This window comes from Methylobacterium sp. Leaf88, from assembly GCF_001422795.1.
Classification (GTDB): Bacteria; Pseudomonadota; Alphaproteobacteria; order Rhizobiales; family Beijerinckiaceae; genus Methylobacterium.
In genome coordinates, this window is the sequence record NZ_LMMK01000055.1 from 138,376 (window position 1) to 165,275 (window position 26,900).

The window sequence follows — 26,900 nt, forward strand, 5'->3', positions numbered from 1 at the left end:
TCCCGGTTAACGAAGTTCGAGCTTGACCGTTAGCTTTGGGCGTCCCCGCGCCGCACTGTCCGATGGTGCGCCGCAACTATCCTGGTCTTGCGGAGATTGCCGCCGGGTCCGTGGCCGCGGGGGGATGGCCTCCCGGCGTCACGGAGCCCGGGCGCTCCGGGATCAGGCGGCGCTCTTCAGCGCGCCCGTGCTGTCGTGGAAATCCGGGCCGTTGGTCGTCCGGGTCACGTAGCCGTCGCGGATCAGGTAATCGCCAAACCGTTCGCCGGCCTGCTTGTTCCGGGCATAGGCGGCGAAGAGCGGGTCGAGGAGGGGCTTGATCTCGGAGGCGGTGACGTCCTCGGCGTAGAGCTTGCCGAGGCGCGAGCCGTCGAAGGCCGCCCCGAGATAGAGGTGGTAGCGCTCGGGCCCGCGGCCGACGAGGCCGATCTCGGCGATGAACGGCCGGGCGCAGCCGTTGGGGCAGCCGGTCATCCGGATGGTGATCTCGTCGTCCTGCAGGCCGTGGGAGGCGAGGCTTGCCTCCAGCTCGTCCATCAGGCTCGGCAGGTAGCGCTCGCTCTCGGCCAGGGCCAGGCCGCAGGTCGGCAGGGCGACGCAGGCCATGGAGTTGCGGCGCAGGGCGCTGGCGCCCTTCAGCATGCCGTACTGGTCCACCAGGGCCTCGATCTCCGCCCGCTTCTCGGACGGCACGTTGGCGATGATGACGTTCTGGTTGCCGGTGAGGCGGAAGTCGCCTTCGTGGATCTCGGCGATCCGGCGCAGGCCGGTGAGCAGCTGCGGGCCGTTCTCGTAGTCCTTGATCCGGCCCGAGGCGACGTAGAGCGTGAGGTGGTGGCGCCCGTCGTCGCCCTCGGTCCAGCCGTAGCGGTCGCCGTTGGCCGTGAAGGCGAAGGGCTTCGGGTCGGCGAGCGGCTTGCCGACGCGCGTCTCCACCTCGGCCCGGAACGCGGCGAGTCCGTAGCGCTCGATGGTGTACTTCAGGCGGGCGTTCTTGCGGACTTTGCGGTTGCCCCAGTCGCGCTGCACCGTCATCACGGCTTCCGCTACCTTCAGGGCATCCTCCGGCGCCACGAAGCACATCACGTCGGCGGTGCGCGGAAAGGTGTCGGTCTCGCCGTGGGTCATGCCCATGCCGCCGCCCACCGTGACGTTCCAGCCCGTCACCCCGCCCTTCTCGTCGAGGATGGCGATGAAGCCGAGATCGTGGGCGAAGATGTCGACCTCGTTGGAGGGCGGCACGGCGACCACGGTCTTGAACTTCCGGGGCAGGTAGGTCTTGCCGTAGATCGGCTCGATCTCCGCCGCGTCCTCGCCGCCGACCACGCGCTCGCCGTCGAGCCAGATCTCGCGCCAGGCGCTGGTCTTGGGCAGGAGCGAGTCCGAGATGTCCTTGGCGAGCTGGTAGGCGGCCTTGTGGGCGCCGGTCTGGGCCGGGTTGGTCGCCGCCATCACGTTGCGGTTGACGTCGCCGCAGGCCGCGATGGTGTCGAGGAGCGTCGCGTCGATGGCCGCCATCGTGCGCTTCAGGTTCGACTTGATGACGCCGTGGTACTGGAAGGTCTGGCGCGTGGTCGCCCGGAGCGCCCCGCCCGCATAGGTCGTGGCGATCTCGTCCAGCGCCAGCCACTGCTTCGGGGTGACGACGCCGCCGGCGATGCGCAGGCGGATCATGAAGCTGTAGGCCTTCTCGAGCTTCTTCTTGGTGCGCTCGGCCCGGATGTCGCGGTCGTCCTGCAGGTACATCCCGTGGAACTTCACGAGCTGACCGTCATCCTCGGAGATGGCGCCGGTGGCGTGCTTGAGGAGGCCGTCCGCCAGGGTGCCGCGCAGGTAGCCGCTGGCGATCTTGATGTGTTCGTTGGCGGCCAGGCCCGCGGCGCGCGCCGCTTCCGCTTCCGAGATCGGGCGGTCGGTGGGCGGGGTCTCGTAGGTGCGGGTGGTGGTCTTGTCGGCCATGGCGGGCATCCGGTTCGGGAACTCTCCTCCCCCCTGTGGGGAGGAGCTGGAGGTGGGGGTGGTGCAGGAGGCACCGCGAGCGCTCGATCCTGCACCACCCCCACCCTCGGTCCCTCCCCACAAGGGGGAGGGAGGGGTCTCAGTAGACGTCCTGCTGGTAGCGGTGGGCGCGCTCCAGGGCGGCGACGGCGGCCTCGGCCTCGGCGGGGCTGAGGGCCTTCACGTCCTGGAAGGCCTTCACCACGGCGTTGCGCACGTCCTTGGCCATCCGGGTGGCATCGCCGCAGACGTAGAAGCTGGCGCCCCCGTCGAGCCAAGCGACGACCTCCTTGGCGTGCTGGGCGATCCGGTCCTGCACGTAGACCTTCTCGGGCTGGTCGCGCGAGAAGGCCACGTCGATCTGCGACAGCGATCCGTCCTCCAGGGCCTCCTGCCACTCGAGCTGGTACAGGAAGTCGTGGGTGAAGTGCCGGTCGCCGAAGAACAGCCACGAGCGGCCGGGCGCTTCGACGGCGCGGCGCTCCTGCACGAAGGCGCGGAACGGCGCGACACCGGTGCCGGGACCGACCATGATGATGTCGGTGGCCGGGTCCTGCGGCATGCGGAAGTGCCGGTTGGGCTTCAGCTTCACCCGCAGCTTGGCGCCGTTGCGGATCCGGTCGGCCACGTGGGTCGAGGCGACGCCGCTGCGCGCTCGGCCGTGGGTCTCGTAGCGCACCGCCGCGATCACGAGGTGGACCTCGTCGCCCACCTCCTTGCGGGAGGACGCGATGGAATAGGCCCGCGGCGGCAGGGGCCGGGTGATGGTGGTGAGGTGCTCGGCCGTGACGGTGGCCGGGAAGCTCTGGATGAGGTCGATGAGGTGGCGCCCCTCGATCCAGGCCTTGGCCTCGCCGCTGTCGATGAGTTTCTGCGCCTCGGCATGGCCCGTCGCCTTGACGAAGCGCTCGACGGTGGTGGCCGACAGGGTGGTGATGTCGCGCTCGGCCAGCAGGGCCTGGCGCAGGGCCGCGTCGCCGGACAGGCCGGTGGCCGCCAGGATCTCGTCCACCAGGGCCGGGTCGTTCTCCGGATAGATCTCCAGGGAATCGCCGGGCTCGTAGGCGGGCGCGCCGTCCTCGAATTCGAGGGCGAGGTGGATCGTCTCCTTGTCGGAGCGCGACGAGTTCAGGTTGACGTGGTCGATGACCTCCACGACCCGGGGCTCGCGGCTCGGCTCGGCCTCCTCGTCCTCGTCGCCGGCAGCGCGCGCGGCGAAGTCCACCGCCACGACGTTGTCGGCGCTCGGGGGCGGCGCCAGTGCCTTGAGGGTATCCTTGATCCAGGCGGCGGCCGGCGTCTCGAAATCGAGGTCGAGGTCGGCGCGGTCATGGGCCCGGGTGCCCCCCAGGGCCTCGAAGCGGGCATCGAGCGCCTTCCCGATGGCGCAGAACTCCGCGTAGGAGGTGTCGCCGAGAGACAGCACGCCGAAGGACACGCCGTCGAGGCGCGGCGCACCGTCGGCCATCAGTTCGTTGTAGGCGCGCACGGCCCGGGCCGGCGGCTCGCCTTCGCCCCAGGTCGCCGCGATGGCGACGATGCGCTTCTCCTTGGCGAGGCTGGCGATGTCGAGATCGGCGAAGTCGAGGACCTTCGGCTTGAAGCCGTTCTTGCGGGCGAGCTTGGCCATGTCGCCGGCGAGCTTCTCGGAGTTGCCCGACTCGCTCGCGAACAGGATGGTCAGCGGCTCGGCGGCCTTGGGCGGCGCGGCGGGGACGGTGGCGGCCTGCGGCGCACCGCTGGCGTCGAGGCCGGCGAGGAAGCCCGCGAGCCAGGCCCGCTGAATCGGGGAGGCGGCGCCGAGGACGGCGTCGAGGCTCGCGCGTTCGGTGTCGCCGAAGGGAGCCGTGCGGGGAATGATCGCGTGTCGTGCCATGTGGGAAGCCATGTCGTCCTGAGAGGCCGGCTGTCAACGGGGTTGTCCGTTTTACAGAACGACGTCACGGTAGAAGGAGCTGCCTGCGTGTGCAGGGCAAAAGAGAATTTTATTCCCCGGCCACCACCGACAGCGTCGGCGTGAAGCGTCCGTTGGCGGGCGGGGCCGGAAGGGGCAGGGCGGTGGTGGACTTGACCTTTTCCATCGCGAACCGGGAGGTCACGTTCTTGAGGGGTAGAGTCGCGATGAGGTGCTTATAGAACGTATCGTAGGCGCGCATATCGGCGACGACGACGCGGAGCATGTAATCCACGTCGCCGGCCATGCGATAGAACTCGAGCACCTCCGGCATGGCCGAGACGGTCTCGGCGAAGCGTTCCAGCCATTCGCGCGAGTGATCCGCCGTCTCGATGGAGACGAAGACGGTGAGGCCCAGGCCGAGCTTCACCGGATCGAGCACGGCGACGCGCCGATCGATGACGCCGTCCGCCTCCAGCCGCTGGATGCGCTTCCAGCAGGGCGTCTGCGACAGGCCGACCTTCTCGCCGATGGTGGCGATGGACAGGGTGGCGTCCTGCTGCAGCAGCGCCAGGATCTTCAGGTCGATCGAATCCAAGCTGGCCTCGCGGGTTCGTGAGACGCGGCGACGTGCTGGTCGGCACATCGTGGCCGCATAATGAGAAGGAATTTCCTTCGTCGAGCAACAGAATGCCCCTGCGGCCCATTTCGGCAATGGGGGCGCGGCACCGGGGAGTTGCCCGGTATCGATGGCCGCCATGCCTTGACAGCGTTCGTTATAGCGAACATTTCAGGTGCCAGACAAGTCACATCGCCACATTCGCCACCAAGCCACCTCCACCACGGTACATCGCGAAGTCTCTCATGAGCTCTCAACTGGAACACGCGGCGCGGGACCTCGCGTCCGCGATGGCAGGCCGCGACCTGAAGGCCCGGATCGCCTTGATCGAGGCGACGGTGCCGGGCCGGCTCGTGTTCACCACCAGCCTCGGCATCGAGGACCAGGCGCTCACGCACGCGGTCGCGATGCACAAGGGCCGGACCGAGATCGTCACCCTCGACACCGGGCGGCTCTACCCCGAGACCTACGACACCTGGACCGAGACCGAATCGGCCTATGGCATCCGCATCCGCGCCTATGCGCCCGAGCGCGAGGCCGAGGAGCGTTTCGTGGCCGAGTCCGGCATCAACGGGTTCCGCCACTCGGTCGCCGCCCGGCAGGCCTGCTGCGGCTTCCGCAAGGTCGAGCCCCTGGGCCGGGCCCTGGCGGGCGCCGCCGGCTGGCTCACGGGCCTGCGGGCCGGGCAGTCGGCCAACCGGGCTGACACGCCCCTGGCCGAGGCCGACGAGGGCCGCGGCCTCCTGAAGATCAACCCCCTGGCCGACTGGTCCCGCGCCGACGTCGAGCGCTTCGTCGCGGACAATTACGTGCCCTACAACGTGCTGCACGATCGCGGCTTCCCCTCCATCGGCTGCGCGCCCTGCACCCGGGCGATCCGCGTCGGCGAGGACGAGCGCGCCGGCCGCTGGTGGTGGGAACAGGCGTCCAAGAAGGAATGCGGCTTGCACGTCCACGCCCCCGAAGAGCAGCCACCCGACGAGCGATCGCCCGAACGGAATGTCGCGCCCGGCCAGGAAGCGGCCGCCTTCGAAACGACCCGAACCTCGAACGCCCTGGAGATGGCCCGATGAGCGCCGCCCCCCTCACCACCCACGCGGCCACCGCCCAAGGGGCGAGCCGGTCCGCCCGGCTCACCCACCTCCAGCGCCTGGAGGCCGAGAGCATCCACATCATGCGGGAGACGGTCGCCGAGACCGAGAACCCGGTGATGCTCTATTCCATCGGCAAGGATTCCTCGGTGCTGCTGCACCTGGCGCTGAAGGCCTTCGCGCCGGGGCGCCTGCCGTTTCCGCTGATGCACATCGACACCACCTGGAAGTTCAAGGAGATGATCGCCTTCCGCGACCAGCGCGCGAAGGAACTCGGCCTCGACCTCATCGTGCACACCAACCAGGACGGTCTCGCCCGCGGCATCGGTCCGGTGAGCCACGGCTCGGAGGTGCACACCGACGTGATGAAGACCCAGGCCCTGCGCCAGGCCCTGGACAAGCACAAGTTCGACGCGGCCTTCGGCGGCGCGCGGCGCGACGAGGAGGCCTCGCGCGCCAAGGAGCGCATCGTTTCCCTGCGCACGGCGCAGCACCGCTGGGACCCGAAGCGCCAGCGCGCCGAGCCCTGGCACCTCTACAACATGCGCAAGAAGCGCGGTGAGTCGCTGCGCGTGTTCCCGCTCTCGAATTGGACCGAGCTCGACGTCTGGCTCTACATCGAGCAGGAGCAGATCCCGATCGTGCCGCTCTACTTCGCCAAGCCCCGCCCGGTGGTGGAGCGCGAGGGCCAGCTCATCATGGTCGACGACGACCGGCTGCCGCTGAACCCCGGCGAGACGCCCCAGGAGGTGTCGGTCCGTTTCCGGACGCTGGGCGACTATCCCCTGACCGGTGCCGTCGAGAGCGGCGCCGCGACCCTGCCGGAGATCATCGGCGAGACCCTGGCCGCCCGCACCTCGGAGCGCCAGGGCCGGGTCATCGACAAGGACGGCGCGGGCGCCATGGAGCGGAAGAAGCAGGAGGGCTATTTCTAAGATGACTATCCACCAGTCACCCGAAGCCTTCGGCTACGACGCGTTCCTGTCCGCCCACCAGAACAAGGAAGTCCTGCGCTTCATCACCTGCGGCTCCGTCGACGACGGCAAGTCGACCCTGATCGGCCGCCTGCTGCACGACACCAAGCAGATCTTCGACGACCAGGTGACGACCCTGCAGCGCGACTCGCGCAAGCACGGCACGCAGGGCGCCGAGATCGACCTGGCGCTCCTCGTGGACGGCCTCCAGGCTGAGCGCGAGCAGGGCATCACCATCGACGTCGCCTACCGCTTCTTCTCCACCGACAAGCGTTCCTTCATCGTGGCGGACACCCCCGGCCACGAGCAGTACACCCGCAACATGGCCACCGGCGCCTCCACGGCGGACGTGGCCGTGATCCTGGTGGATGCCCGCCAGGGTCTCACCCGGCAGACCCGGCGGCACGCGCTTCTGGTCTCCCTGCTGGGGATCAAGCGCGTGGCGCTGGCCGTGAACAAGATGGACCTCGTCGGCTGGTCGCAGACCCGGTTCGAGGAGCTCCTGTCGGCCTTTAACGCCTTCGCAGGCCCCCTCGGCTTCAGCGAGATCCGGGCGATCCCGCTCTCGGCCAAGAACGGCGACAACGTGGTGCTGCCGGGCGCCGCCGCACCCTGGTACACCGGCACCCCGCTGCTCCAGTACCTCGAAGAGGTCCCGGTCCGCGTCGAGGAGCAGGCCGCCCCGTTCCGCATGGCGGTGCAGTGGGTGAACCGGCCGAACTCGGATTTCCGGGGCTTTGCCGGCCTGATCGCCAGCGGCCGCGTGGCCCCGGGCGACGCCGTCATCGTCGAGCCCTCGGGCCGGACCTCGACCATCGCCCGCATCGTCACCGCCGACGGCGACCTGCCGTATGCGGTGGAGGGCCAGTCGGTGACCCTGGTGCTCGCCGACGAGATCGACGCCTCGCGCGGCTCGGTGATCGTCACCGCGGACGCCCCGATGCGGGTGACGGACAGCCTCGACGCCCGCCTGTTCTGGGCGGCCGAGACCGAGCTGCTGCCCGGCGCCACGCTGCTCGCCAAGATCGGGACCGTGACGGTGAACGCCGTCGTCTCCACGATCCGGACCCGGATCGATCCCGAGACCGGCAACCCCGAGCCGGCCGCGCGCCTGACCGCCAACGACATCGCCGACGTGACCCTGACCCTCGACCGGGCGGTGGCGGTGGACGCCTATACGGCCAACCGCGACACCGGCGGCTTCATCCTGATCGACCGCGAGACCACCGACACGGCGGCCCTCGGCCTGATCCAGGCCGATGCGGCGGCGACCCCGGTCAAGGACGAGCCCGCGGAGGTGCGCGAGACGCGCTCCGGCGGCGGCTTCCTGTCGAAGCTGCGCTGGGTCTTCGGCGGGATCTGACGGGTCCGGACCCGGCCCGGCAGCGCCGGGCCCGCGGGACCACCCCCGACGGCCTCACCGCCGCGGCTCCTCCCGGAGCCGCGGCGGTTTGCGTTCGCTGCGCGCCGGTGCCGCTTGCAAGCGGGGATCGATGCGGCGAGGGTCATCTCCCTCGCCCATCTCCCTTGCCCGTGCGCGACGGCGCGACTAGGGTCCGCGCCGCTCGATCCGACCTTCGAAAACAGACGGGAGTGACCACCCATGGGCTTTCTGGCCGACGCCTTGTCCCGCGTGAAGCCGTCCGCGACCATCGCGATGACGCAGAAGGCGCGCGAGCTGAAAGCGCAGGGCATGGACGTGATCAGCCTCTCCGTCGGAGAGCCGGATTTCGACACCCCCCAGCACATCAAGGATGCGGCCATCGAGGCGATCCGGCGCGGCGAGACCAAGTACCCGCCCGTCTCCGGCATCGTGCCCTTGCGCGAGGCCATCGCCAAGAAGTTCAAGCGCGAGAACGGGCTCGACTACAAGCCGTCCCAGACCATCGTCGGCACCGGCGGCAAGCACGTCATCTACAACGCCCTCCTCGCCACCCTGAACCCCGGCGACGAGGTGGTGATCCCGCGTCCGTACTGGGTCTCCTACCCGGAGATGGTGGTGCTGTGCGGCGGCACCCCGGTCTTCGCCGAGACCGACATGGCCCATGACTTCAAGCTGCAGCCCGAGGAGCTGGAGCGGGTGATCACCCCGAAGACCAAGTGGATCATCCTCAACTCGCCCTCGAACCCCTCCGGCGCGGCCTATGCCCGCGACGAGCTGAAGAAGATTACCGACGTGCTGATGCGCCACCCGCAGGTCTGGGTGCTCACCGACGACATGTACGAGCACCTGACCTACGGCGACTTCGAATTCGTCACCCCGGCCCAGATCGAGCCCGGCCTCTACGAGCGCACGCTGACGATGAACGGCGTCTCCAAGGCCTACGCCATGACCGGCTGGCGCATCGGCTACGCCGCCGGCCCCGAGCACCTGATCAAGGCGATGGACTTCGTCCAGGGCCAGCAGACCTCCGGCGCCTCGACGATCTCGCAATGGGCCGCGGTGGCGGCCCTCGAGGGGACGCAGGCCCACCTCGCCGAGTTCCGCAAGGCCTTCCACACCCGCCGCGACCTCGTGGTGTCGATGCTGAACCAGACCAAGGGCCTCAAGTGCCCGACGCCCGAGGGCGCGTTCTACGTCTATCCGTCCTGTGCCGAGACCATCGGGCGCAAGACCCCGGCGGGCAAGACCATCGCGACCGACGAGGACTTCGTGGTGGAGCTGCTCCAGGCGGAGGGCGTCGCGGCCGTCCACGGCTCGGCCTTCGGCCTCGGCCCCAACCTGCGCATATCCTACGCCACCTCCAACGCGGCCCTCGAAGAGGCCTGCACCCGGATCCAGCGCTTCTGCGGCTCCCTGAGCTGAAGGCGGCGTCCGGCGCGGCCCGCGGGCCTCGCCCGGATCTTGCGTCCCTCGAACGACCGCGCCCCGGCCGAGAGCCGCGGCGCGGTCGTTCTCGTTTTCGGAGGTCCGTGCCCATGACGACGATCGCCATCCTGGCCGCCGGCGCGATGGGGAGCGCACTCGCCGCGCGCCTCACCGGGAACGGCGCCGAAGTCCTGACCGTCCTCGACGGACGCAGCCCGGGGACCCGGGCGCGGGCGCTCGCCGCCGGCATGACCGACACCGACCTGCCCGGCCTGATGCGGGCCGACCTGCTGCTCTCCATCGTCCCGCCGGCCGATGCCGAGGCCCTCGCCATCACTCTGGCGCCGATCCTCGCGGCGGCGGCGCACAAGCCCGTCTACGTCGATTGCAACGCGGTGAACGTCGTGACGGTCCGACGCATCGCCGGGATCGTCGCGCCGACCGGGGCGGCCTTCCTCGACGGTGCGATCATCGGCCTGCCGCCGAAACCCGGCACGCCCGGTCCGCGCCTCCACGTGTCGGGCTATGCCGCCGAATCCGCGCGACCTCTTCGCGACCTCGGTGTCGACCTCAGGGTGAATACCGGTGGTATCGGCGCGGCCTCGGGCCTGAAGATGGCCTATGCGGGCATCAACAAGGGCCTCACCGCTCTGGCCGCCCTCATGGTGCTGGGGGCCGAACGGGCGGGCGCCGGCGAAGCCCTGCGGGCGGAGCTCGCCGAAACCGAGCCGGCTCTCCTCGCGCGCTTCGCCCGCGGCTTGCCCGACATGCTTCCCAAAGCCCAGCGCTGGGTCGCCGAGATGCACGAGATCGTCGATTTCCTTGGTGACGATGCCGCCGGGCGCCAGGTCTTCGCCGGCGCGGCCGACCTCTATGCGCGTCTGTCCGGCGCGGACGAGGCGGGTGACAGCGCCCGCCTGCGAGCCTTCGCGGCGGCGTGCGGATCGTCGCAGCCGTCATGACGCGGGGGAAGCCGGTTGCCGGCTCCATCGGCGCCGCCTACATCGGCGGTCCCTGCTGCCGAGGCGCTCGATGGTTTCGCGAACCCTCTCGGGCTTGGCATGGCAGCGGGGCTTGTCGTGACGGGGCGGTGCGGACCAGTTCTCTGCATGGTTCCTGTGAGGCCTAGTGGGCCGGGTGGCGACAGGCGTGTCAGGGACGCGGGGAACAGGAACCGCAGCCTTGGCGCAAGGCCCACCTCATCGGCCCCGTCTCATCCCGGGACGGTCTTCGGCTGCATCCCGGTCCCGGTCGTTAAGGATCCTCGGCAAGTGTAGGTATCGGCCGGGGAACCGGTCGTGTGCCACTGCGTAGTTTCGGGCCAGACCACTATGAGACGCCTCCTGACGGGCGGCATCAAGGCGATCCTCGCGGTCGCTGCGCTCTCCACCGCCGCTCACTGGACCTTGCGCCTGCAGCGCGAGCCGACCCTTCCGCTCCGCGCTCAGGCGGAGCTTCCCGACCCGATCACCACCGGATCGATCACGCCGCGGCACGCAGAGCCTGCCGTCCCGGCGGAGCCGGCTGCGGATTTTGCCAAGACCCTCGACCAGCGCCACCTTTCCGAACTCTTCGCCGGTGCGGCGCCCGAGAAGGCGAAGGTGCAGAAGACGGCCGTCAAGCGCTAGGACCAAAGTCCCTACTGCCCGTCAGCCGGCCATGCCACGGACCGCACGCCCGAATCCGGGGCGTGCGACCGTCGACGACGGGATCGTGGATCGGTCAGGCGGCGGCGCGGCTGGCGTGATTGCCGTCCTGGATCTCCGCGATGATCTTGGCGCAGAAGGCGTCGAGGTCGCCAGGGTTGCGGCTCGTGATCAGGCCCCGGTCCGACACGACGGGCTCGTCCGTCCAGTCCGCGCCCGCATTCACCACATCCGTCCGGATCGATTCGAACGAGGTCATCCGGCGTCCCTTCGCGGCGCCGACCTCGATCAGCAGCCAAGGCGCATGGCAGATGGCAGCGACCACCTTGCCGGAATCCACGAAGCTGCGGATCACCGCGAGGGCCTTCGGCTCCAGGCGCAGCTTGTCCGGGTTGATCTGGCCGCCCGGGAGGACGAGGGCATCGTAATCCTGCGGTGACACGGACTCGAGATCCTTGTCGACCGCGACGTTCTTGCCCCAATCGGTCTTGTCCCACCCGCGAATGGATTCCTTCGCCGTGCGAGACTGCGGCGCCGCGACGTGCACGGTGGCGCCGGCCTCCTTGAGCTTGCTGTGCGGGACGGTGAGTTCGGTCTCCTCGAACCCATCGGTGGCGACGATCAAAACCTTGGCCTGCCTGATGTCAGACATGGATTTTCTCCGGAATGCGAAAGATATGGCACTGAACAGGTCCCGTGAGATGCGGGTTCCGCACGGGTAACGGACGGGCCCTTCGGGCGCGGGAACCTGGCCGCGCTCGGCCGTGTTGGTCCGCACATCCCTCAGACAGACAGGAGGCTTCGCATGGCCAATCACGAGATGGCCAATCCCGGCCTGCCGATTCCCGAGCCGCTGCCGGGTGGAATTCCGGGCGATCTGCCGACGCCGCCCCCGCCGGACGAACAGCCCGATATCGGACCGACGGGGCCGCGCACGCCGTATCCGGTCAACGATCCGGGGATCGACGAGCCGGCCGGCCCGGGCTCGGAGCCGGATTACCTGCCGGGCGGTCCGACCGATCCCGGCGTCCGGATGTAGGGGGGGTCAGTGGTCCCCGTGCGACGCGCGCACGTCGCGCGGTGCACTCAGGATTTCGGAGAGGCTCGTCGCCACGTGACGGGCCTCTTCATCCGTCAGGCGAAGCTGAAACGGGGGCAGGGCGCCAGCCTGGAGGGCCACGACGGCCTGGCCTTTTTCGTCCGTACCGATCTCGATCGCCGACGACGTGACGTCGAGCATCGCAATCTCCTCGTCGGACATGTCCTCGGGCAGATCGCTGTCGTCGGGTTCGTCGATGGCGGTGAGAAGCTGGCCCACCGCCCGCACCAGGGCGCGAGCCGCCCGGGCATCCATCACGACGGCCGTGGCCTGATCGTCCTTCTGAAATGAAAGCTGGATGTTCGCCCCTTCGAGGGAAACCGAGATGCCCGCCATGAATCGCCTAACCGCTTGCTCAGGAACTCTTATATGCGCTGGGCCGCGCAAATAACACAGGGGACGCCGTTAGGGGCGCTCCGAACCGGGGTCGTTTCCGTCGGGTAGAACGCCTTGTTGCCGCCGCATGATCGGACTACATGAGAGATAGCGGGTATCGGTGAGCTGGGATCTTGTACCGCAAGCGTCTCACGTCCTGCTGATTCCGTCAGGCCTACCGAAGAGGATCTGCCGCTTGTGTCGAGCAGACGCAGGCTGTTGATCGACGAACGATACGAGGATCTATTTCGTGAATACCGGCACTGTAAAGTGGTTCAACGAGACCAAGGGCTACGGCTTCATTCAGCCTGACGACGGCGGCAAGGATGTGTTTGTGCACATCTCCGCAGTCGAGCGCGCTGGCATGCGCAACCTCATCGAGGGTCAGAAGATCTCCTACGAGATTCAGACCGACAAGCGCAGCGGCAAGGACTCGGCTGGTAACCTCCAGGCGGCCTGATGCTCCCGGCGCCAGCCCCCGGGCTGGCGTCACCCTGAAGGGCTTCCCACGAAGCCTGCGCCGCCGGTGACCGACACCCTTCTGGGGAGAAGGGGTTTAGCATCCGGCATATCCCGCAACACCAACGACGCGCGCGGCTCAATCGGCCCGATGCGTCCGAGACACGGCACGCAAAACCTGCACGTTATTGAAAGTACACAAGAAAAATATGTTGTTTGAATATACCCGACGCCGCGGCGTCCGTTCGCCCGTCACCGATGCGGCGACCTTCAAGGTGGGTCACCTGAAGCAAACCATGGCTCATGAGGCAAAGACCGTCGACCTCAGCCATCTGATCGACACCTCCTACAACTACCATTCGCTCCGCGAACTGCGCTGGCATCTGGCCGAGCGGTTCGGCATGGCCCCAGAGGCGGTCGCTCTCCGCGAGCATCACTGATCCGAGGCCGCCCTGATCCTGTCGGGGCGGACCACGCGCCTCGTCATCGAGCCGACGTTACAATCGAGCCCAGCGCCCAGGTGCTGGGCTTTCCTGTTTCGAGGCACCCGCGCGCCGCCTCCGCCGGCGTTTTCAGCGGGGTGTCAGCGCCGCCACGACATCGTTTCGCAAGGTCTGGGACACGGCCACGAGTTCTCCATGCACCGGGTCCGGACGGTTGTAGGTCGTGGGACGGCCTTGAAGATCGCTGACCGTGCCGCCCGCCTCGCGCAGGATCAGGTCGGCGCCCGCGAGATCCCAGTCCCGCGCATGGGGCGAGACCAATCCGACATCGATGGAACCCTCGGCAACCCGCGCGACGCGCAGGGCCAGGGACGGAACCCGCTCGACGGAGACGAGCTCGGCCTGTTGCCCGTTCGTCCCGGCGCCCCGGGCCAGGCGGTCCATCATCGGCTTCGGACCGGTGACGCGAGCCCCTTCGACGGCGCGCTGGCCGGAGACGGTGATGGTCTGTCCGTTGCGGGTGGCTCCCGCTCCCGCGATGGCTTCATAGAAGGTGTCGGTCACGGGCGCGTGGACGAAGCCGAGGACGGGTTGCCCGGCCGACAGCAGCGCCACGGCGATCGACCAATCGGGATGCCCGGACATGAAGGCGCGGGTCCCATCGATGGGATCGACGATCCAGACGAGGCCGGCATCGAGCCGCACCGGATTGTCGCTGGTCTCCTCCGAGAGCCAAGCTGCTCGGGGCAGCATCGCGCTGAGGCGAACCTTCAGGAAGGTGTCCACCGCCACGTCGGCTTCCGTCACCGGCGAGCCGCCCGCCTTCGACCAGACCCGCGCCCCCGTCTGTCCGCCTGCCTTGTAGAACGGCAACGCGAGGGCGGCCGCTTCGCGGATCGTCTCGCGCAGGGCGGGAACGAGGGCGTGTGCGGCTTCCGGGGGGATCGGATCGGACATGCGTCTCCATACGGTTCAGGAGGTCAGGCTGGGCGCTTGTTGAAGGGCCCGTCGCCCCGGCACGGATGCATGGAGGGCGGTGCTTCCTTCGTTGTAGGGTGCCGGGCGGGTTGTCACAAGGAGAGCGACGCAGATGTCGATACGGACAAATCTCTTAGATCGAAGCAAGGAAGCGTTGAGCATTCCACGTGCTTCACCCTTGTCCATACTCGCTTAACGCTCACTCTTAAGCTGGCCTGAGGAGGTTAGACGTAAATCTGCTTGTCATAGACGGGTGGCCCATAGAGGTTGCCGGCGCCAACAGGGTGTACGAGCCATGAACACTTTCGCGAACATGAACGACATGTCGGCGGATGCCACCTTCGTCGGCGCTGCCCCCGTTCTGACGCTGTCGCGTCTCCCGGTAATCGACCGCCTGGGCCCGGGGCGGCCCGCCGGCGTGGCCCTCGCCTACGCCGAGGATGATTCGGATGCTTGCGGCGAGGACCGCTTCGACCTCCTCCTCGTCGACGCCACCGGCCGGGTCGTCACCCGCCTCGGACCGTTCTGCGAGGACGAGGTCGTGGCACATTGGCGTGACGTCGCCGCCAAGTCGGGCCTGCCACGGATGATCGTCAAGGAGGACGGCGAACTCGCCAGCGTCTCGAACCAACTCGGCCCGGTGGCCCTGGGCCGGACCCGGACCCGCCGCCGTCACGGCCTCCTCAACGGCCGCCGCCCGCGCTTCCTCGTCCGCCGCAAGACCGGCGCGCTGCCGGTTCGTCCCCTGATCCATCGCGGCGAGAACGAGATCATCTCCGGCGCCCGCTGCTGAGCCGGTTCGCCGGATCCCGAGCGAGACTCAGAGGATGTGCGTCACGGCGGCATCCGCCGCGAGGCCGAGAAACAGGATCAGACCCGCTTCCCGATTGGAGCGGAAGAGCGTCAGGGCACCGCGCCCGTCGCGCGTGTCGAGGCGCAGCACCTGTCGCCCGAGATGGGCGCCGAACAGGGCGACGCCGAGCAGGCCCACGGGGCCTGCGCCCGCCAGGACCGCAGCGAGCGCGACGAAGCCGACGCTGGTGCCGTAGCACAGACCGATCGCCCCCCGCATCCGGCGCCCGAAGAAGCGGGCCGATGAGCGGATGCCAGCGATCTCGTCGTCCTCGATATCCTGTACGGCGTAGATCGTGTCGTATCCGATCACCCAGGCGATGGTGCCCGCGTAGAGCAGCAGGGCCGGCACATCGAGGCGTGCGAACACCGCGACCCAGCCCATCAGCGCGCCCCACGCGAAGGCGAGGCCGAGGACCGCCTGCGGCACCGGCATGACGCGCTTCATGAAGGGATAGATCACCACCGGGACCAGCGAGGCGATGCCGACGCCGATCGCCGGACCGTTGAACTGGAGCAGTACCGCGAGGCCCATCAGGGCCTGCAGCACGAGGAAGACGGCGGCTTGGCGCGCCCGGACCTGGCCCGAGGGCAGGGGGCGCGAGCGGGTGCGCTCCACCTGGGCGTCTAGGTCCCGATCGGCGATGTCGTTATAGGTCGAGCCCGCACCCCGCATGGCGACGGCGCCGACGAAGAACAGGGCCAGATGGATCGGGTCAGGGAAAGCGGCACCGGACCGGATGGCCGCGAGGGAGGCCGACCACCAGCAAGGCAGAAGCAGGAGCCACCAGCCGATCGGCCGGTCGATACGGGCGAGGCGCAGGTAGGGCCGGGACCAGCGCGGCGCGATCCGGTCGACCCAATGTCCCGCCACCGCATCGGCGACGCGGCGGTCCGCGTGCGGGGAGCTCACGCCGTCCATGGACGCACGGGCGCGTCGGGCCGACTCGTCCGGAAAGGTTTCAGCACCGGATCAGAGGGCGCCCTGCGGCATCTTCAGGCTGCCCGTGAGTCCGGGGCCGCCGAGGAGGCCACCGCCGCCGCCGTTCTGGGCCTGCGCACGGGCCTGGGCTTCCATCTTGGAGGCCTGGGCCGCGACGGTGCAGACCTTGGTCTTGATGCCCGACACCTTGAGGTGGTCGGCCTTGAAGCCTTCCGCGAAGGAATCCGGGATCGAGCACCACTCCTTGTTGGCGGTGATCCACTTCAGGCCGGCGGTGCCGTTGGCCTGGAGCTTGCCGAACAGGGTGCAGGCCTCGGCCGGCGTCATCTTCTTCTTCGAGTTCGACGCGGCGTTCGCCTTGCCGATCAGGTCCTTGCGGGCCTGGAGGGTCTGCTGGATCTCGCCGCACTCGGCGGACTGCGCGAAGGCCTGTTCGCTGAAGAGCGCCGTGCCGGCGAGGGCGACGGCCAGCGTCGCGATGGTCTTGAACGACATGCCTTGAGATCCTTTCTCCCCCCATCCGCGATCCGATGGGGGTGAGCCCGGCGACCGGATGCGGAATGGCCTGATGCGTGCCCGGAAGCGCACAAGAGTTCGCGCCTTTCGGTCTTGCTTTCGTTTCGGCATAGGAATGTGGCGTCTTTCGAGCCGCAAACGCCGGGTCGCATTCGAAGGTGGATTTACGGCGCAATGTTGCCGCGTGTTGCGGGTTTGCATCAGCCGCTGCGGGTCGGGACCGCGCCGTTGACAGCCGACCCACCCCACGCGACCACGCCGGGTATGGCCGCTTATGACTTCACCGCCCCACGCCTCTTCGTCGAGGCCGACCTCTCCGTCGGAGCGACGCTGCCCCTCGACCGGGCGCAGGCGAACTACCTCCTCAACGTCCTGCGGCGCGGGCCCTCCGATCCAGTTCTCCTGTTCAACGGGCGCGACGGCGAATGGCGCGCAGAGATCGCCCCGACCGGGCGCAAGAGCGCGGACCTGATCGTGCGAGAGCGCACACGCCAGCAGCCGCCACGCGCGGACCTTCACTACCTGTTTGCGCCGTTGAAGTCGGCCCGGCTCGACTACCTGGCCCAGAAGGCGGTGGAGATGGGGGCCGGTACCCTTCGCCCTGTCTACACCCGCTATACCCAGAGCGAGCGGCTGAATGTCGATCGCCTGCGCGCGAACGCCATCGAGGCCGCCGAGCAATGCGGCATCCTCGATCTGCCGGAGATCCAGGAGGCGGCCAAGCTCCCGGCGGCGCTCGCAAACCTCAACCCCTTGCGCCTGCTCGTGTTCTGCGACGAGGACGCCCCGGTTTCGGATCCGATCCTGGCTCTCCGGCAGGCCGCCGATCCCGCAGCCGCCCCGCCTCTCGCGGTGCTGATCGGACCCGAGGGCGGGTTTTCACCGGACGAGCGCGCCATGATCCTGGAACGTCCGAACACGGTGGCCCTCTCCCTCGGTCCGCGCATCCTGCGGGCCGACACGGCGGCGGTGATGGTGCTGGCCCTGATTCAGGCGGTGCTCGGCGACGCTCGCTGAGGCGTCGCTTGCCCGCGTTGTTCGCGCGGGTCCCGTGGCCTATGAGGCGCGTTGACCCGATGTAAGGGGCCACGCCGCTGCGGTCCGGCGCGCCTCTCCTTTGAACGACCTTCCTGAAGAGGCAGCGCATGGCGCGCGACACGTCCGATACGACGCCCCTGACCACGCGGGACGAGCTCATCGCCTGGTTCGCGGAGGGCGAGAAGCCGCGCGCGCGCTTCGCGATCGGCACCGAACACGAGAAGGTGCCCTTCTACCGCGACGGACACCGCCCGGTCCCGTATGCGGGTGAGAAGGGCATCCGGGCGCTGCTGGAGGGGCTCGGCCGCGAGACCGGCTGGGAGGCGATCGAGGATGCCGGCCACCTGATCGGTCTCGCCGGTGCCGAGGGCGGCGCCATCTCCCTGGAGCCCGGCGGACAGTTCGAGCTCTCCGGTGCACCGCTGGCCGACGTGCACGCGACGGCCACGGAGTTGCGGACGCATCTCGAGGCGACGACCCGGGTTGCAGACAGTCTCGGCATCGGCTTCCTCGATCTCGGCATGAGTCCGAAATGGACGCGGGAGGAAACCCCCGTGATGCCGAAGAGCCGCTACAAGATCATGGCGGCGTACATGCCCAAGGTCGGCAGCCTCGGCCTGGACATGATGCTGCGTACCGCCACCGTGCAGGTGAACCTCGATTTCGCCTCCGAGGCCGACATGGTGGCGAAGATGCGCGTCGCCCTGGCGCTGCAGCCGGTGGCGACCGCCCTCTTCGCCAATTCGCCCTTCACGGATGGGCGTCCCAACGGCTTCCTGTCGCGCCGGTCCGAGATCTGGCGCGACACCGATGGCGACCGCACCGGCATGCTGCCGCGGGCCTTCGAGCCCGGCTTCGGCTACGAGTCCTACGTCGACTGGCTGCTCGACATGCCGATGTACTTCGTGAAGCGCGGCGAGACCTACCACGACGTCTCCGGCGCCTCGTTCCGCGACCTGATGGCCGGCCGGCTCGCGACGCTGCCGGGGGAGCGCGCGACGGTGTCGGATTGGGCCAACCACGCTTCGACCGCCTTCCCGGAGGTCCGGCTCAAGCGCTTCATCGAGATGCGCGGATCCGATGTGGGCGGTCCGTCGATGATCGCTGCGCAGGCTGCTTTCTGGGTCGGGTTGCTCTACGACGAAGCCTCGCTTACGGCGGCCTGGGACATCGCCAAGAACTGGAACGCCTGCGACCGGGAGGGGCTGCGCGCCACCGTTCCCCGCCTCGGTCTGGCCGCCCGCATCGCGGGTCGATCCCTCGGGGCGGTGGCGGCCGAGGCGCTGACGATCGCCCGCGCCGGGCTTGCCGCCCGGGCGCGACGCGACGCTCAGGGGCGGGACGAGACCCATTTCCTGCAGCCGCTGGAGGCCATCGTCGCCGCCGGACGCTCCCTCGCCGAGGAGCGCCTCGCCGATTACGAGGGCCGCTGGCAGCGCTCCGTGGAGCCTGCTTTCACCGAATGCGTCTTCTGAACGACGCGCCGTCACAGCCGGGCACATCCGCCGGCAAAAGGCGAAGGTGCTCGAAAACACCCGCCATCCTGGCTTGACTGTCGCGAATCTGGAACGGATCGCCAATGTTGCCGTTTCCAGGACTATCTCTTCCTGTGACGGAGAACGTTCGCATGTCGCGCATCTTGTCCTTCGCCCTCGCGGGCACCACTGCCATCGGTCTTTCGGCCGGTTCCTTCACCGCCGCTCAGGCCGCTCCGATGCCGATGCTCAGCGCCGCCCAGGTCGGTGGCGGCACGGCCATCGAAACCGTGCGCTATCGTGGCTATGGCCGGGGCTATCACGGTGGCTACCGTCGCGGGCCCGGAGTCGGCGGCGCGCTCGCGGCCGGTGCGGCCCTCGGCATCATCGGTGGCGCCATCGCCGCCAGTCAGGCCCCGCGCTACGGCTACTACGATCGCGGCTACGTCGGAACGGGCTACGGCTATGGCTACGGCGCGCCCGCCTATGGCTACTATGCCGCCCCGTCTTACGGTTATGGCTACGGCTATCCGGCCTACGGCTACGGTTACTGACGTCTCGCCGTCCGGGTGCGCTTAGCGCCCGGATCGGACGTCCATGATCCCGCCGACGGTCAAAGCCGTCGGCGGGATTTTTCATTCCTTCAGGGGGTAGAGCAGCGGTGAGCGGGAAAGCTGCGGGCTGGGATGCGTTGCCGATGACGGACGGAGGCAGCGAGACCGAGCATCTCGACCTCACCGGCTTGAAGTGCCCCCTGCCGGCCCTGCGGACCCGGAAAGCCCTGCGCCGGATGCCGTCCGGCGCCGTCCTGGTGGTGACGTGCACCGATCCGATGGCGGTGATCGACATTCCGCACCTAGTCAGGGAGGAGGGCGACACCCTCCTCGCGCAGGCGCGGGACGCGGATCGGATGACGTTTACGATCCGCAGAAGCCGCACAATCCCCGAGATTGTTGCCGAAAACACGCGCCTCACGCCTCATTGATGCGCCAACGCCCTGTTAGGGCCCTCCCATCCGGTCGCCGCAGCCTCGGCGATCCGACGGGGGAGAGCAGAATGGCGCCGATTATCCGCGGCACCCGAATCGTGCACGACGGCTGGAGCCGGTTTCTCGTCGCCGAGGTGACGATGGACGACGGCACACGCCTTGCGCGCGAGATCGAGGATCACGGACGGGCGACAGCGGTACTGCCCTACGACCCGACCCGGCGGGTCGCCCTGCTGGTCGAGCAGTTCCGGACCCCGGCCTTCTATGCGGCTGGGGTCACCTCCGTGCTGGAGGTCCCGGCCGGCCTCCTCGACGAGTCGGAGCCCGAGGAAGGCGCACGGCGCGAGGCCTACGAGGAGACCGGCCTGCGTCTCGGTGCCCTCGAACCGGTGACCTGCGGCTGGAGCATGCCGGGAATCTCGACCGAGCAGATGGACCTGTTCCTGGCCCCGTACGAGGCGCCCGACCGGGTCGGTCCCGGCGGCGGCCTTGCCGGGGAGCATGAGGACATCACCATTCGCGAGATGGCCCTGAGCGAACTTGCGGCCATGACGGATCGCGGCGAGGTCACCGACATCAAGACCCTGGCATTGATCCTGACCCTACGCCTGCGGCATCCGCACCTGTTCGCCGCGGCCTGATACCTCCTCGACGCTTCAGGGCGTATCGGGCGCGCGCCGCGCGTTGGGGGTCGGACGCGGCCGGGCAGCATGGGGACGCCGGCGGGATGTCATGAGCAGCGATCGGCGCAGGGCAATTCCGATCAGCCCCCAGGAGCGGACGAAGTAGCGGCGGAACAGCCGGTGCGGCGCGTGCCAGAACCGGAAGAACCACTCGAGCCCCAAGCGCTGCATCAGGGCGGGCGCGCGGGGCACCAGCCCGGCCGCGACGTTCAGCGCTTCACCGACGGCCAGGACCACGGGACCGCCGAGGGCATTTCCTTGGCGGTCGACCCAGATTTCCGAGCGTGGCGCACCGACGCCGAAGACCAGGAGGGTCGTCCCGTGCGCCCGCACGGCCGCACAGAGTTGCGCCCCATAGGTCTCATCGTTCTCGAATCCGAAGGGCGGCACCGTGAAGGCGATCGACGCGCGCGGGATCCCCTCCGCCACCAGGCGCTCGGCGAGGTGGAGCCCGACGGCCTCCGTCGAGCAGACGAGGAAGATCTGCTGGCCGGCAGGCCATGGCGCAGCGAAGGCGGCCGCGATCAGGTCGTGGCCCGTGACCCGCTGTGCCGATCGGCCCCCGCGGAGCCGGGCGAGCCAGACGAGGGGCATGCCGTCGAGGGTGTGAGCGACGGCGCCCTCATACGCTTTCCGGAACGCCGCGTTCTCCGACAGCGTAACGATGTGATCGAGGTTCGCGGTGACGATCATGCGCGGCCGAGTCGCCGGCTGGCGGGCCGAGGTCGCGAGGATGTCGGAGGCCGATCCGGGCGTGAACGTGATGTCGAATAAGCGAACGCTCATGTCATCGCCTTTGGGACCTGTCCCGTGCGCACCCCGAGGATGAGCGACGGGAACCCGGGGCTGATCCATCGCGCCTCGGGGGAGGCTGGCGCGGGGGAGGTTTGAGGGGATCGATCGTGGGAGCCGTGGCGGACGGCGCTGCGTTCAGGCATCGACAGCTCGGAAGCTGCGGGCCCCGGTCGACCCGCTCGTCCGAGGCGGACGGGTCATCACGCGTCGGTCGCGACGGGCCCCGAGCCAGAGAGCGGCGGCGGCGCCGAGACCCATGCCCAGTAGCAGGGCGAGCGGCAGCACCAGCTTGGGGGAGGGTGGCCAGGCTCGGCTCCGCGGCGGCGTCGCCGTCGAAATGACCCGCACGTTGGAGCTGTTCACGCGCTCCTGTTCGTTGGTCTCCCGTGAGCGGCGCAGGAATGCCTCGTAGATCGACCGCCGGGCATCGAGTTCGCGCTCGAGTTCGCGCAGGCCGACATTGGCGCGATCGTTGCCCGCCGTCTCGGTCTTGGCCCGCTCCAGGCTCCGGCGTACGGCGGACTCGCTCGCCACGGCCCGGTCGTAGTCCTTCTGCGAGGTGTCGATGATGCGCTCCTTCTCGCGCTGGATCAGGCGTTGGAGATCGCGCTGCTGCGCATACTGGTCGGCCATGGCCGGGTGGCGGTCGCCGAGGCGCTGGGCGAGTTCTGCGGTGTTGCGCGAGAGCGTCGCGTATTGCTGCCGCAGGTTCTGCATCTCGAGGGATTGCAGCATCTCCGGCAGGGCGGTCCCGGCTTCGCCGGTGCGCATGTGCCGCGCCTGATCGAGGCGGGCCTTGGCCTCGGCCATTTTCAGGGTCGCGGTGACGAGCTGTTGGTTGAGGTCGCTAAGCTGCTGGTCGCTCAGGAGGCGCCCGCTCGACGTCACCAGCTTGTTCGTCACCCGATATTGCAGGACCCTGCGCTCGGCCTCCTCGACCGATTGGCGCAGCGTCGTCAAACGGCCCGACAGGGCCTCGGAGGCACGGCGCGCCGCATCGGTGCGCGCTGCCGCATCCTCCGCGAAATACGCGTCCGCGATGGCATTGGCGATCCGGGCCGACTTCTCCGGGTCCCGGGTCTGGACGTAGACGTCGATGACGAATGTCCGTTCGGCCCGACGCACGCCGAGCTTGAGGCGCAGGTTGTCGAGGGCGAGATTGACCGGCTCGCGGCTCGCCGGCGGCGGCTCCATGCCGAGGAGCGCCTTGAGGCTCAGCACCAGAGGATTTGTCGAGGCTGCGGGAACGAACTCCTCGTCCCGCGTCAGATCGAGGCGGTCGATGACCCGCCGCAGGACGTTGTCGGACTGCATCACCCGCGTCTGGCTCTCGGCGATCGAGACGCCGCTATCCGCCTGGGGCTGCCGGTTGCTCAAGTCGTTCTGGATCACCGGAAGATCGGCCGGATCGACCAGGATCTGCGTCACGGCGGTGTAAGTCGGTGTCACGGCGTTCAGCAGCACCACGGCGAGGATGACGGCCGCGAGCCCGCCGAGCAGGATCACGCCGGTGCCGCGCCACAGGCGACGCAGGATCAGGCCACTGTCGAGCCCGCTCGGTACTCTGGTCTCGAGGATCACCGGCTCGCCACGGACCGGGCTTCCGAAGTCGAACATCTGTCTCGTCTCCCGACCGGGTCGCCGCTCGCGCGGTTCTTGTCTTCCGCCTCGAACAACTCTGTTCCAGTTTCGTCGCCGGTCTGTTTCGAAACGGAACAGGCGCCCACCGAAACGTCCTCAACAACGTCGTCTGCGCAGAACCTATGCCAAGGGAGCTGATGCGCTGTGCGTCGCGATGGCCGCACCCCACGATGTTCTCGTCCAAGCCGGGAATCGAGATGATATTGGCAAGAACAGGCTTGATGACAGGTTGCGATCTACGTAGTCCGCCGGACCTTCGTCATTTGCCTGTGCACAACTGCGCCCGACGTCATGCTGGGTCACGATTGGGTGGCTGTACGAGCCGATCTTCCGCGACCTCGTAGGCGGATGGGCCGACCTTTAAAAATGTCGAGAAACACGCCGCGTCCCCGGCGGCCAAGCGGTTCCAGCGTGCCACGTTGGCCCGGGCGGCCGTCGGGACCGCTGCGAATGCGGGATTCTCGACCCAAGCGAGGATCGCGGCCGCGGCACCCTCCGGATCGGAGGGTTCGATCTGCAAACCGGAGCCGGCCAGGACTTCGGAGAAGACCGGTCCGTGCGGTGAGACGACCGGAAGCCCGCCGTGCTGAGCCTCGAGGAGTGGCAACCCGAGCCCCTCGGCCTTCGAAGTCGAGAGCAGGAGATGACACCGGGCGACGAGGCCGCGCAGGGCCCCGTCGTCGAGATAGCCGTGCAGGGTGAGGAACGGCGGCGGTGCGGCGAGGAACGCATGGTGTCCCCAGCCGACCCGGCCGACCACATGGAGTTCCGCCGCGACCCCACCCGCATTCAGGGCTGCAACGATCGCGAGCGCGGACGGGTAGTCCTTCCGCGGCTCGATGGTCCCGATGCAGAGCAGCCGAAGCGGCATGCCGGGGGCGGGCGGCGGGCCTGCGGGCAGGTCGGTGAGTCCGAATACATCGCGCACGGCCGGCCGCAGCAGGGCCACTAGGGCCTCGCGGGCGCAGAAGGTCCTTACCGCCTCTCCGGTGGTGCGGGAGTTGACGAGGAAGGTGCGCCCGAAGCGCAGCGCGAAGTCGAAGCTCGGCGCCATGTAGAGGCGGCTCTTCCAGCTGAGGTCGTTTGGGCGCGTCAGCAGAAAGGTGTCGTGCACATAGGTGATGCATTGGCGACGGCGCAGGACCGAGAGCGGCCCCGGGGGGAACCCCGGAAAGAGGAACAGGGCCGAGGGATCGCGCAGGGCCCGTAGGGGCAGGCCGAGATGCTGGGCCGCGATCATGCCGGCGATCCCGCGCGCCCGGACCGTGGTGACAGGGTGCGGATGGAGCGTGTCGGACGTGAACAGGTCGAGGGCGACGCGCTCGATCCCGGTGACGTGCCCGCGCAGATGGGTGTGATCGAGATAGAGGCGGCGCGGCTCGGACGGCACGGTCATCGCGCCTCTCCGCTGGGAACGGGCCGGAACGTTCTCCGAAGCGTCGCGACCGCGTAGAGGAGCCGGCGCAGCCACGGCGGCATGTCGCGACCCACGAGAGCGTGCTTGGCCCGCCGGGCCAAGCGGACTCCCCGCGACGCGTCGCCGGGGATCAGGCCCGTACGTCCGGGCGCGCGGTCCAACGCCATCGCGAAGGTCGACAGCATCTCCGGCGCGAAGCGGAGACGTCCGGCCCCGGCCGAGGCCGGCAGGATCCCGCGCGCGACGAACACGTCGTTCAGGCGCATCGCACAGGCGGCGTGGCTGTTGCGGCTCTCGAGGGCGATCCGCCCCAGGGCTCCCAGGCGTCTGCGCTCGGAAGCATCGGCGATCAGCGCTCGGAGTGCGTCCTCGAGGGCGCCCCCGTCCGGTGGCACGAGGCGGCCCGAGACCCCGTCCAGGACGGCGGTGGCGAGACCGGTCGTGCGATAGGCGACGGTCGGAGTTCCGCACAGCCCGGCTTCGACGGGGGTTTGGCCGAACGTCTCCTGGCGGCTCGCCGTGATGGCGAGATCACAGGCACCGTACCAGGCTGCCAGCGTCGCCTCGTCGCCGATGGGACCCGCCGCGATCAAATCCGGGATTCCCAGGGAATCCGGATCGTCGAGCCGCCCGACCGCGACGAAACGGAGCCCCGGCCGGGCGACCCGGCGCAGGATCGCGGTCAGCTCGGCGGTCCCCTTGCTGGGCGCGTCCGCGATCACGGCGGCGAACATCACGAGGACGTCACCGGACGGCAAGCCGAGTTCGCCCCGCAGGGCTTCCCGCGATCCGGGCCGGAACACCCCCGTCGGAAAAGCCAGGTCGATGCGGTCGACGCGTGTCCCCTTCGGCGCCAGCGCGCGCGCCGCGGATTCCGACCAGTCGGAGGCCGCGAACAGGAGCGGTCCCTCGGGTCCGGCGAGGATCGCCTGCTTTTCCGCATAAACGCCGGCGATCCGCTGCGGCAGCAACTGCGGATAGGCGTTGGGCGAGGGGCAGCGGGCGTCGCATCCCTCGGCGATGATCGGGCAGCCGGACGGGGAGGCGCAGCGCCCGGTGACGGGGAAGAGATCGTGCAGAACGGCGGCGACCGGAACGGTGCGGGCGAGCCGCCCCAGGATCGTGGTGCGGCGGGTCGCGCCATGAAGGTTGCCCGCCAGGACAACGTCGTAGCCGCCCTGCGACAGGGCATGCTCCGTCTGCGGAAACCGCTCGACCCACTCGGCCGCGGCCGGCGGCGATTCTGCCCCGAGGCAGTGATCGCTGACGGCGTGGCCGGCAAGGGCAAGCGCATCGCACAGGCGCCGGTGGGCGATCCCGGCGCCGCCGAGCTGACCCTGGTCGGTCAGGCTAGCCACCGAGAGGCCGGAGGCCATCGCGGGCGCAACGCTGCCCGGCGCATAGTGCAGGAGCACCGGTCGGCCCACGCGTGCGAGTGCGGCGCCCTGTCGGACGAGGCGGGGCCAGAGGGCGGCTACCGGATGCGCGGCCTCGGGGTCGAGGCCGCCGGCGGCCTGCACGCAGGAGCGCTTGAGCAGAACCTCGCCGCCGGTGAAGGAAGCGAGCGGCCCGTCCGGCGGCGCGGGATCGACGAGCGTCCCCGGTGGCGCCGCCGGTGCGTCGAGACCGAGTGGTCCCGTATCGAAGACGACTCGCAGGCCGACGACGACATCGGCGCCACTGAGAAGGAATTGCAGGCCGAGGGCCGCGAGCGCATCCGGGGCCAGAAGATCCCCCGGACGAAGGACCAGAAGAGCGTCCCACCCCTCGTCCGCGACGATGACGGGCAACTGCACCGCGCCCTCTGCCAACGGGATGAGGTCGTGGCGGAGGTTCGGATAGCCCTGAGCCTCCACGGACGCCCGGGTGGCGGCGAGCGGCCCGTCGCACGGCCCGTGGACCAGCGTGACGACACGCAGGCGAGGCCAGGCACGATTCGTCAAGGGCGGAACGACCAGAGCGGGACGGGGTGGTCCGAAGGGCCAGGCCGCGATGCCATGCGCACGGGGTCCGAAGCGGTCGGCGACTCCATCGACCGTCGGCTGCGCGACGGATCTGTCCGATAAGTCCGTCACGCTTGCCCGATCACCCTTCGCCCGACCACTGCTTGCCTGGGCGCCGTCGGGAATGCCGAGGGCCGCCGCATAGGATGCGGGGAAAGACCTGA

27 protein-coding genes are annotated in these 26,900 nt (G+C 69.1%); 15 read left to right on the forward strand and 12 right to left on the reverse strand.

The window, feature by feature from the left end; all coding sequences use genetic code 11:
- Positions 1-162: 162 nt before the first annotated feature.
- The 3 genes from ASF20_RS22255 to ASF20_RS22265 all read right to left on the reverse strand — a co-directional run bounded on the left by ASF20_RS22255 (position 163) and on the right by ASF20_RS22265 (position 4,490).
- A complete protein-coding gene (locus ASF20_RS22255) occupies positions 163-1,959 on the reverse strand; it encodes an NADPH-dependent assimilatory sulfite reductase hemoprotein subunit (RefSeq protein WP_082501561.1) in 1,797 nt (598 codons plus the stop codon).
- 139 nt (positions 1,960-2,098) lie between these two features.
- Entirely contained in the window at positions 2,099-3,874 is a 1,776-nt protein-coding gene (locus tag ASF20_RS22260; RefSeq protein WP_056278128.1) for a flavodoxin domain-containing protein, read from the reverse strand.
- Between the two features lie 109 nt (positions 3,875-3,983).
- Entirely contained in the window at positions 3,984-4,490 is a 507-nt protein-coding gene (locus ASF20_RS22265; RefSeq protein ID WP_056212195.1) for an Lrp/AsnC family transcriptional regulator, read from the reverse strand.
- 266 nt (positions 4,491-4,756) lie between these two features.
- Between ASF20_RS22265 and ASF20_RS22270 the strand changes: the two genes are divergently transcribed.
- From ASF20_RS22270 to ASF20_RS22295, 6 genes are all read left to right on the forward strand, one after another.
- The gene (locus ASF20_RS22270) at positions 4,757-5,584 is read left to right on the forward strand and encodes a phosphoadenylyl-sulfate reductase (protein ID WP_056212193.1); all 828 of its coding nucleotides are present in this window, start codon (positions 4,757-4,759) and stop codon (positions 5,582-5,584) included.
- A complete protein-coding gene (cysD, locus tag ASF20_RS22275; RefSeq protein ID WP_056212190.1) occupies positions 5,581-6,537 on the forward strand; it encodes a sulfate adenylyltransferase subunit CysD in 957 nt (318 codons plus the stop codon). The genes ASF20_RS22270 and cysD overlap by 4 nt, the downstream gene beginning before the upstream one ends.
- A 1-nt stretch (position 6,538) precedes the next feature.
- On the forward strand, positions 6,539-7,939 hold the full coding sequence (cysN, locus tag ASF20_RS22280) for a sulfate adenylyltransferase subunit CysN (protein ID WP_056278134.1): 1,401 nt from the start codon (positions 6,539-6,541) through the stop codon (positions 7,937-7,939).
- A 240-nt stretch (positions 7,940-8,179) separates the two neighbouring features.
- On the forward strand, positions 8,180-9,382 hold the full coding sequence (locus ASF20_RS22285) for a pyridoxal phosphate-dependent aminotransferase (RefSeq protein WP_056212186.1): 1,203 nt from the start codon (positions 8,180-8,182) through the stop codon (positions 9,380-9,382).
- A 113-nt stretch (positions 9,383-9,495) separates the two neighbouring features.
- On the forward strand, positions 9,496-10,347 hold the full coding sequence (locus tag ASF20_RS22290) for an NAD(P)-dependent oxidoreductase (RefSeq protein WP_056278137.1): 852 nt from the start codon (positions 9,496-9,498) through the stop codon (positions 10,345-10,347).
- A 369-nt stretch (positions 10,348-10,716) separates the two neighbouring features.
- Positions 10,717-11,013 carry a hypothetical protein gene (locus ASF20_RS22295; RefSeq protein ID WP_056278139.1) on the forward strand — a complete coding sequence of 99 codons (297 nt, stop codon included), beginning with the start codon at positions 10,717-10,719 and terminating at the stop codon, positions 11,011-11,013.
- Positions 11,014-11,107: 94 nt separating this feature from the next.
- Here the strand turns inward: ASF20_RS22295 and ASF20_RS22300 are convergent, their stop codons facing one another.
- A complete protein-coding gene (locus ASF20_RS22300; RefSeq protein WP_056278142.1) occupies positions 11,108-11,683 on the reverse strand; it encodes a type 1 glutamine amidotransferase domain-containing protein in 576 nt (191 codons plus the stop codon).
- A gap of 168 nt (positions 11,684-11,851) precedes the next feature.
- Between ASF20_RS22300 and ASF20_RS22305 the strand changes: the two genes are divergently transcribed.
- Positions 11,852-12,070 carry a hypothetical protein gene (locus ASF20_RS22305; RefSeq protein ID WP_055957152.1) on the forward strand — a complete coding sequence of 73 codons (219 nt, stop codon included), beginning with the start codon at positions 11,852-11,854 and terminating at the stop codon, positions 12,068-12,070.
- Positions 12,071-12,076: 6 nt separating this feature from the next.
- Here the strand turns inward: ASF20_RS22305 and ASF20_RS22310 are convergent, their stop codons facing one another.
- Positions 12,077-12,466 carry a hypothetical protein gene (locus tag ASF20_RS22310; protein WP_056212179.1) on the reverse strand — a complete coding sequence of 130 codons (390 nt, stop codon included), beginning with the start codon at positions 12,464-12,466 and terminating at the stop codon, positions 12,077-12,079.
- A 289-nt stretch (positions 12,467-12,755) separates the two neighbouring features.
- Here ASF20_RS22310 and ASF20_RS22315 point away from each other — a divergent pair, with 289 nt between their 5' ends.
- Together ASF20_RS22315 and ASF20_RS22320 are read left to right on the forward strand one after the other, a co-directional pair.
- Positions 12,756-12,965, forward strand: coding sequence for a cold-shock protein (locus tag ASF20_RS22315; RefSeq protein ID WP_055956856.1), 210 nt, complete (start codon positions 12,756-12,758; stop codon positions 12,963-12,965).
- Between the two features lie 208 nt (positions 12,966-13,173).
- Complete coding sequence (locus tag ASF20_RS22320) at positions 13,174-13,404, forward strand: hypothetical protein (protein WP_056278145.1); 231 nt, start codon at positions 13,174-13,176, stop codon at positions 13,402-13,404.
- 132 nt (positions 13,405-13,536) lie between these two features.
- On the opposite strand, the gene ASF20_RS22325 is transcribed toward ASF20_RS22320, so the two are convergent.
- Positions 13,537-14,364 carry a 3'(2'),5'-bisphosphate nucleotidase CysQ gene (locus tag ASF20_RS22325; RefSeq protein WP_056278149.1) on the reverse strand — a complete coding sequence of 276 codons (828 nt, stop codon included), beginning with the start codon at positions 14,362-14,364 and terminating at the stop codon, positions 13,537-13,539.
- Positions 14,365-14,707: 343 nt separating this feature from the next.
- On the opposite strand from ASF20_RS22325, the gene ASF20_RS22330 reads away from it, so the two are divergent.
- Positions 14,708-15,178: a DUF6101 family protein gene (locus tag ASF20_RS22330; protein WP_056212352.1), complete on the forward strand. Its 471-nt coding sequence runs from the start codon at positions 14,708-14,710 to the stop codon at positions 15,176-15,178.
- Between the two features lie 27 nt (positions 15,179-15,205).
- Here ASF20_RS22330 and ubiA read toward each other — a convergent pair whose 3' ends face one another.
- Complete coding sequence (gene ubiA / locus ASF20_RS22335) at positions 15,206-16,159, reverse strand: 4-hydroxybenzoate octaprenyltransferase (RefSeq protein ID WP_056278152.1); 954 nt, start codon at positions 16,157-16,159, stop codon at positions 15,206-15,208.
- Between the two features lie 51 nt (positions 16,160-16,210).
- A complete protein-coding gene (locus ASF20_RS22340; protein WP_056212170.1) occupies positions 16,211-16,675 on the reverse strand; it encodes a hypothetical protein in 465 nt (154 codons plus the stop codon).
- Between the two features lie 285 nt (positions 16,676-16,960).
- Between ASF20_RS22340 and ASF20_RS22345 the strand changes: the two genes are divergently transcribed.
- The 5 genes from ASF20_RS22345 (at position 16,961) to ASF20_RS22365 (ending at position 20,838) form a co-directional block, all read left to right on the forward strand.
- The gene (locus ASF20_RS22345) at positions 16,961-17,713 is read left to right on the forward strand and encodes a 16S rRNA (uracil(1498)-N(3))-methyltransferase (protein ID WP_056278156.1); all 753 of its coding nucleotides are present in this window, start codon (positions 16,961-16,963) and stop codon (positions 17,711-17,713) included.
- A gap of 128 nt (positions 17,714-17,841) precedes the next feature.
- Positions 17,842-19,209: a glutamate--cysteine ligase gene (locus ASF20_RS22350; protein ID WP_056278158.1), complete on the forward strand. Its 1,368-nt coding sequence runs from the start codon at positions 17,842-17,844 to the stop codon at positions 19,207-19,209.
- Positions 19,210-19,361: 152 nt separating this feature from the next.
- Entirely contained in the window at positions 19,362-19,763 is a 402-nt protein-coding gene (locus tag ASF20_RS22355; RefSeq protein WP_056278161.1) for a hypothetical protein, read from the forward strand.
- 143 nt (positions 19,764-19,906) lie between these two features.
- Positions 19,907-20,194: a sulfurtransferase TusA family protein gene (locus tag ASF20_RS22360; protein ID WP_056278165.1), complete on the forward strand. Its 288-nt coding sequence runs from the start codon at positions 19,907-19,909 to the stop codon at positions 20,192-20,194.
- 71 nt (positions 20,195-20,265) lie between these two features.
- The gene (locus ASF20_RS22365) at positions 20,266-20,838 is read left to right on the forward strand and encodes an NUDIX hydrolase (protein WP_056278168.1); all 573 of its coding nucleotides are present in this window, start codon (positions 20,266-20,268) and stop codon (positions 20,836-20,838) included.
- A 15-nt stretch (positions 20,839-20,853) separates the two neighbouring features.
- Here the strand turns inward: ASF20_RS22365 and ASF20_RS22370 are convergent, their stop codons facing one another.
- The 4 genes from ASF20_RS22370 to ASF20_RS22385 form a co-directional block, all read right to left on the reverse strand.
- Complete coding sequence (locus ASF20_RS22370) at positions 20,854-21,666, reverse strand: WecB/TagA/CpsF family glycosyltransferase (RefSeq protein WP_244476524.1); 813 nt, start codon at positions 21,664-21,666, stop codon at positions 20,854-20,856.
- A gap of 144 nt (positions 21,667-21,810) precedes the next feature.
- Positions 21,811-23,292, reverse strand: coding sequence for a GumC family protein (locus ASF20_RS22375; RefSeq protein ID WP_056212158.1), 1,482 nt, complete (start codon positions 23,290-23,292; stop codon positions 21,811-21,813).
- 313 nt (positions 23,293-23,605) lie between these two features.
- Entirely contained in the window at positions 23,606-24,712 is a 1,107-nt protein-coding gene (locus ASF20_RS22380) for a glycosyltransferase (protein WP_056278171.1), read from the reverse strand.
- Complete coding sequence (locus tag ASF20_RS22385; protein ID WP_244476525.1) at positions 24,709-26,676, reverse strand: glycosyltransferase; 1,968 nt, start codon at positions 26,674-26,676, stop codon at positions 24,709-24,711. The genes ASF20_RS22380 and ASF20_RS22385 overlap by 4 nt, the downstream gene beginning before the upstream one ends.
- Positions 26,677-26,900: the final 224 nt, after the last annotated feature.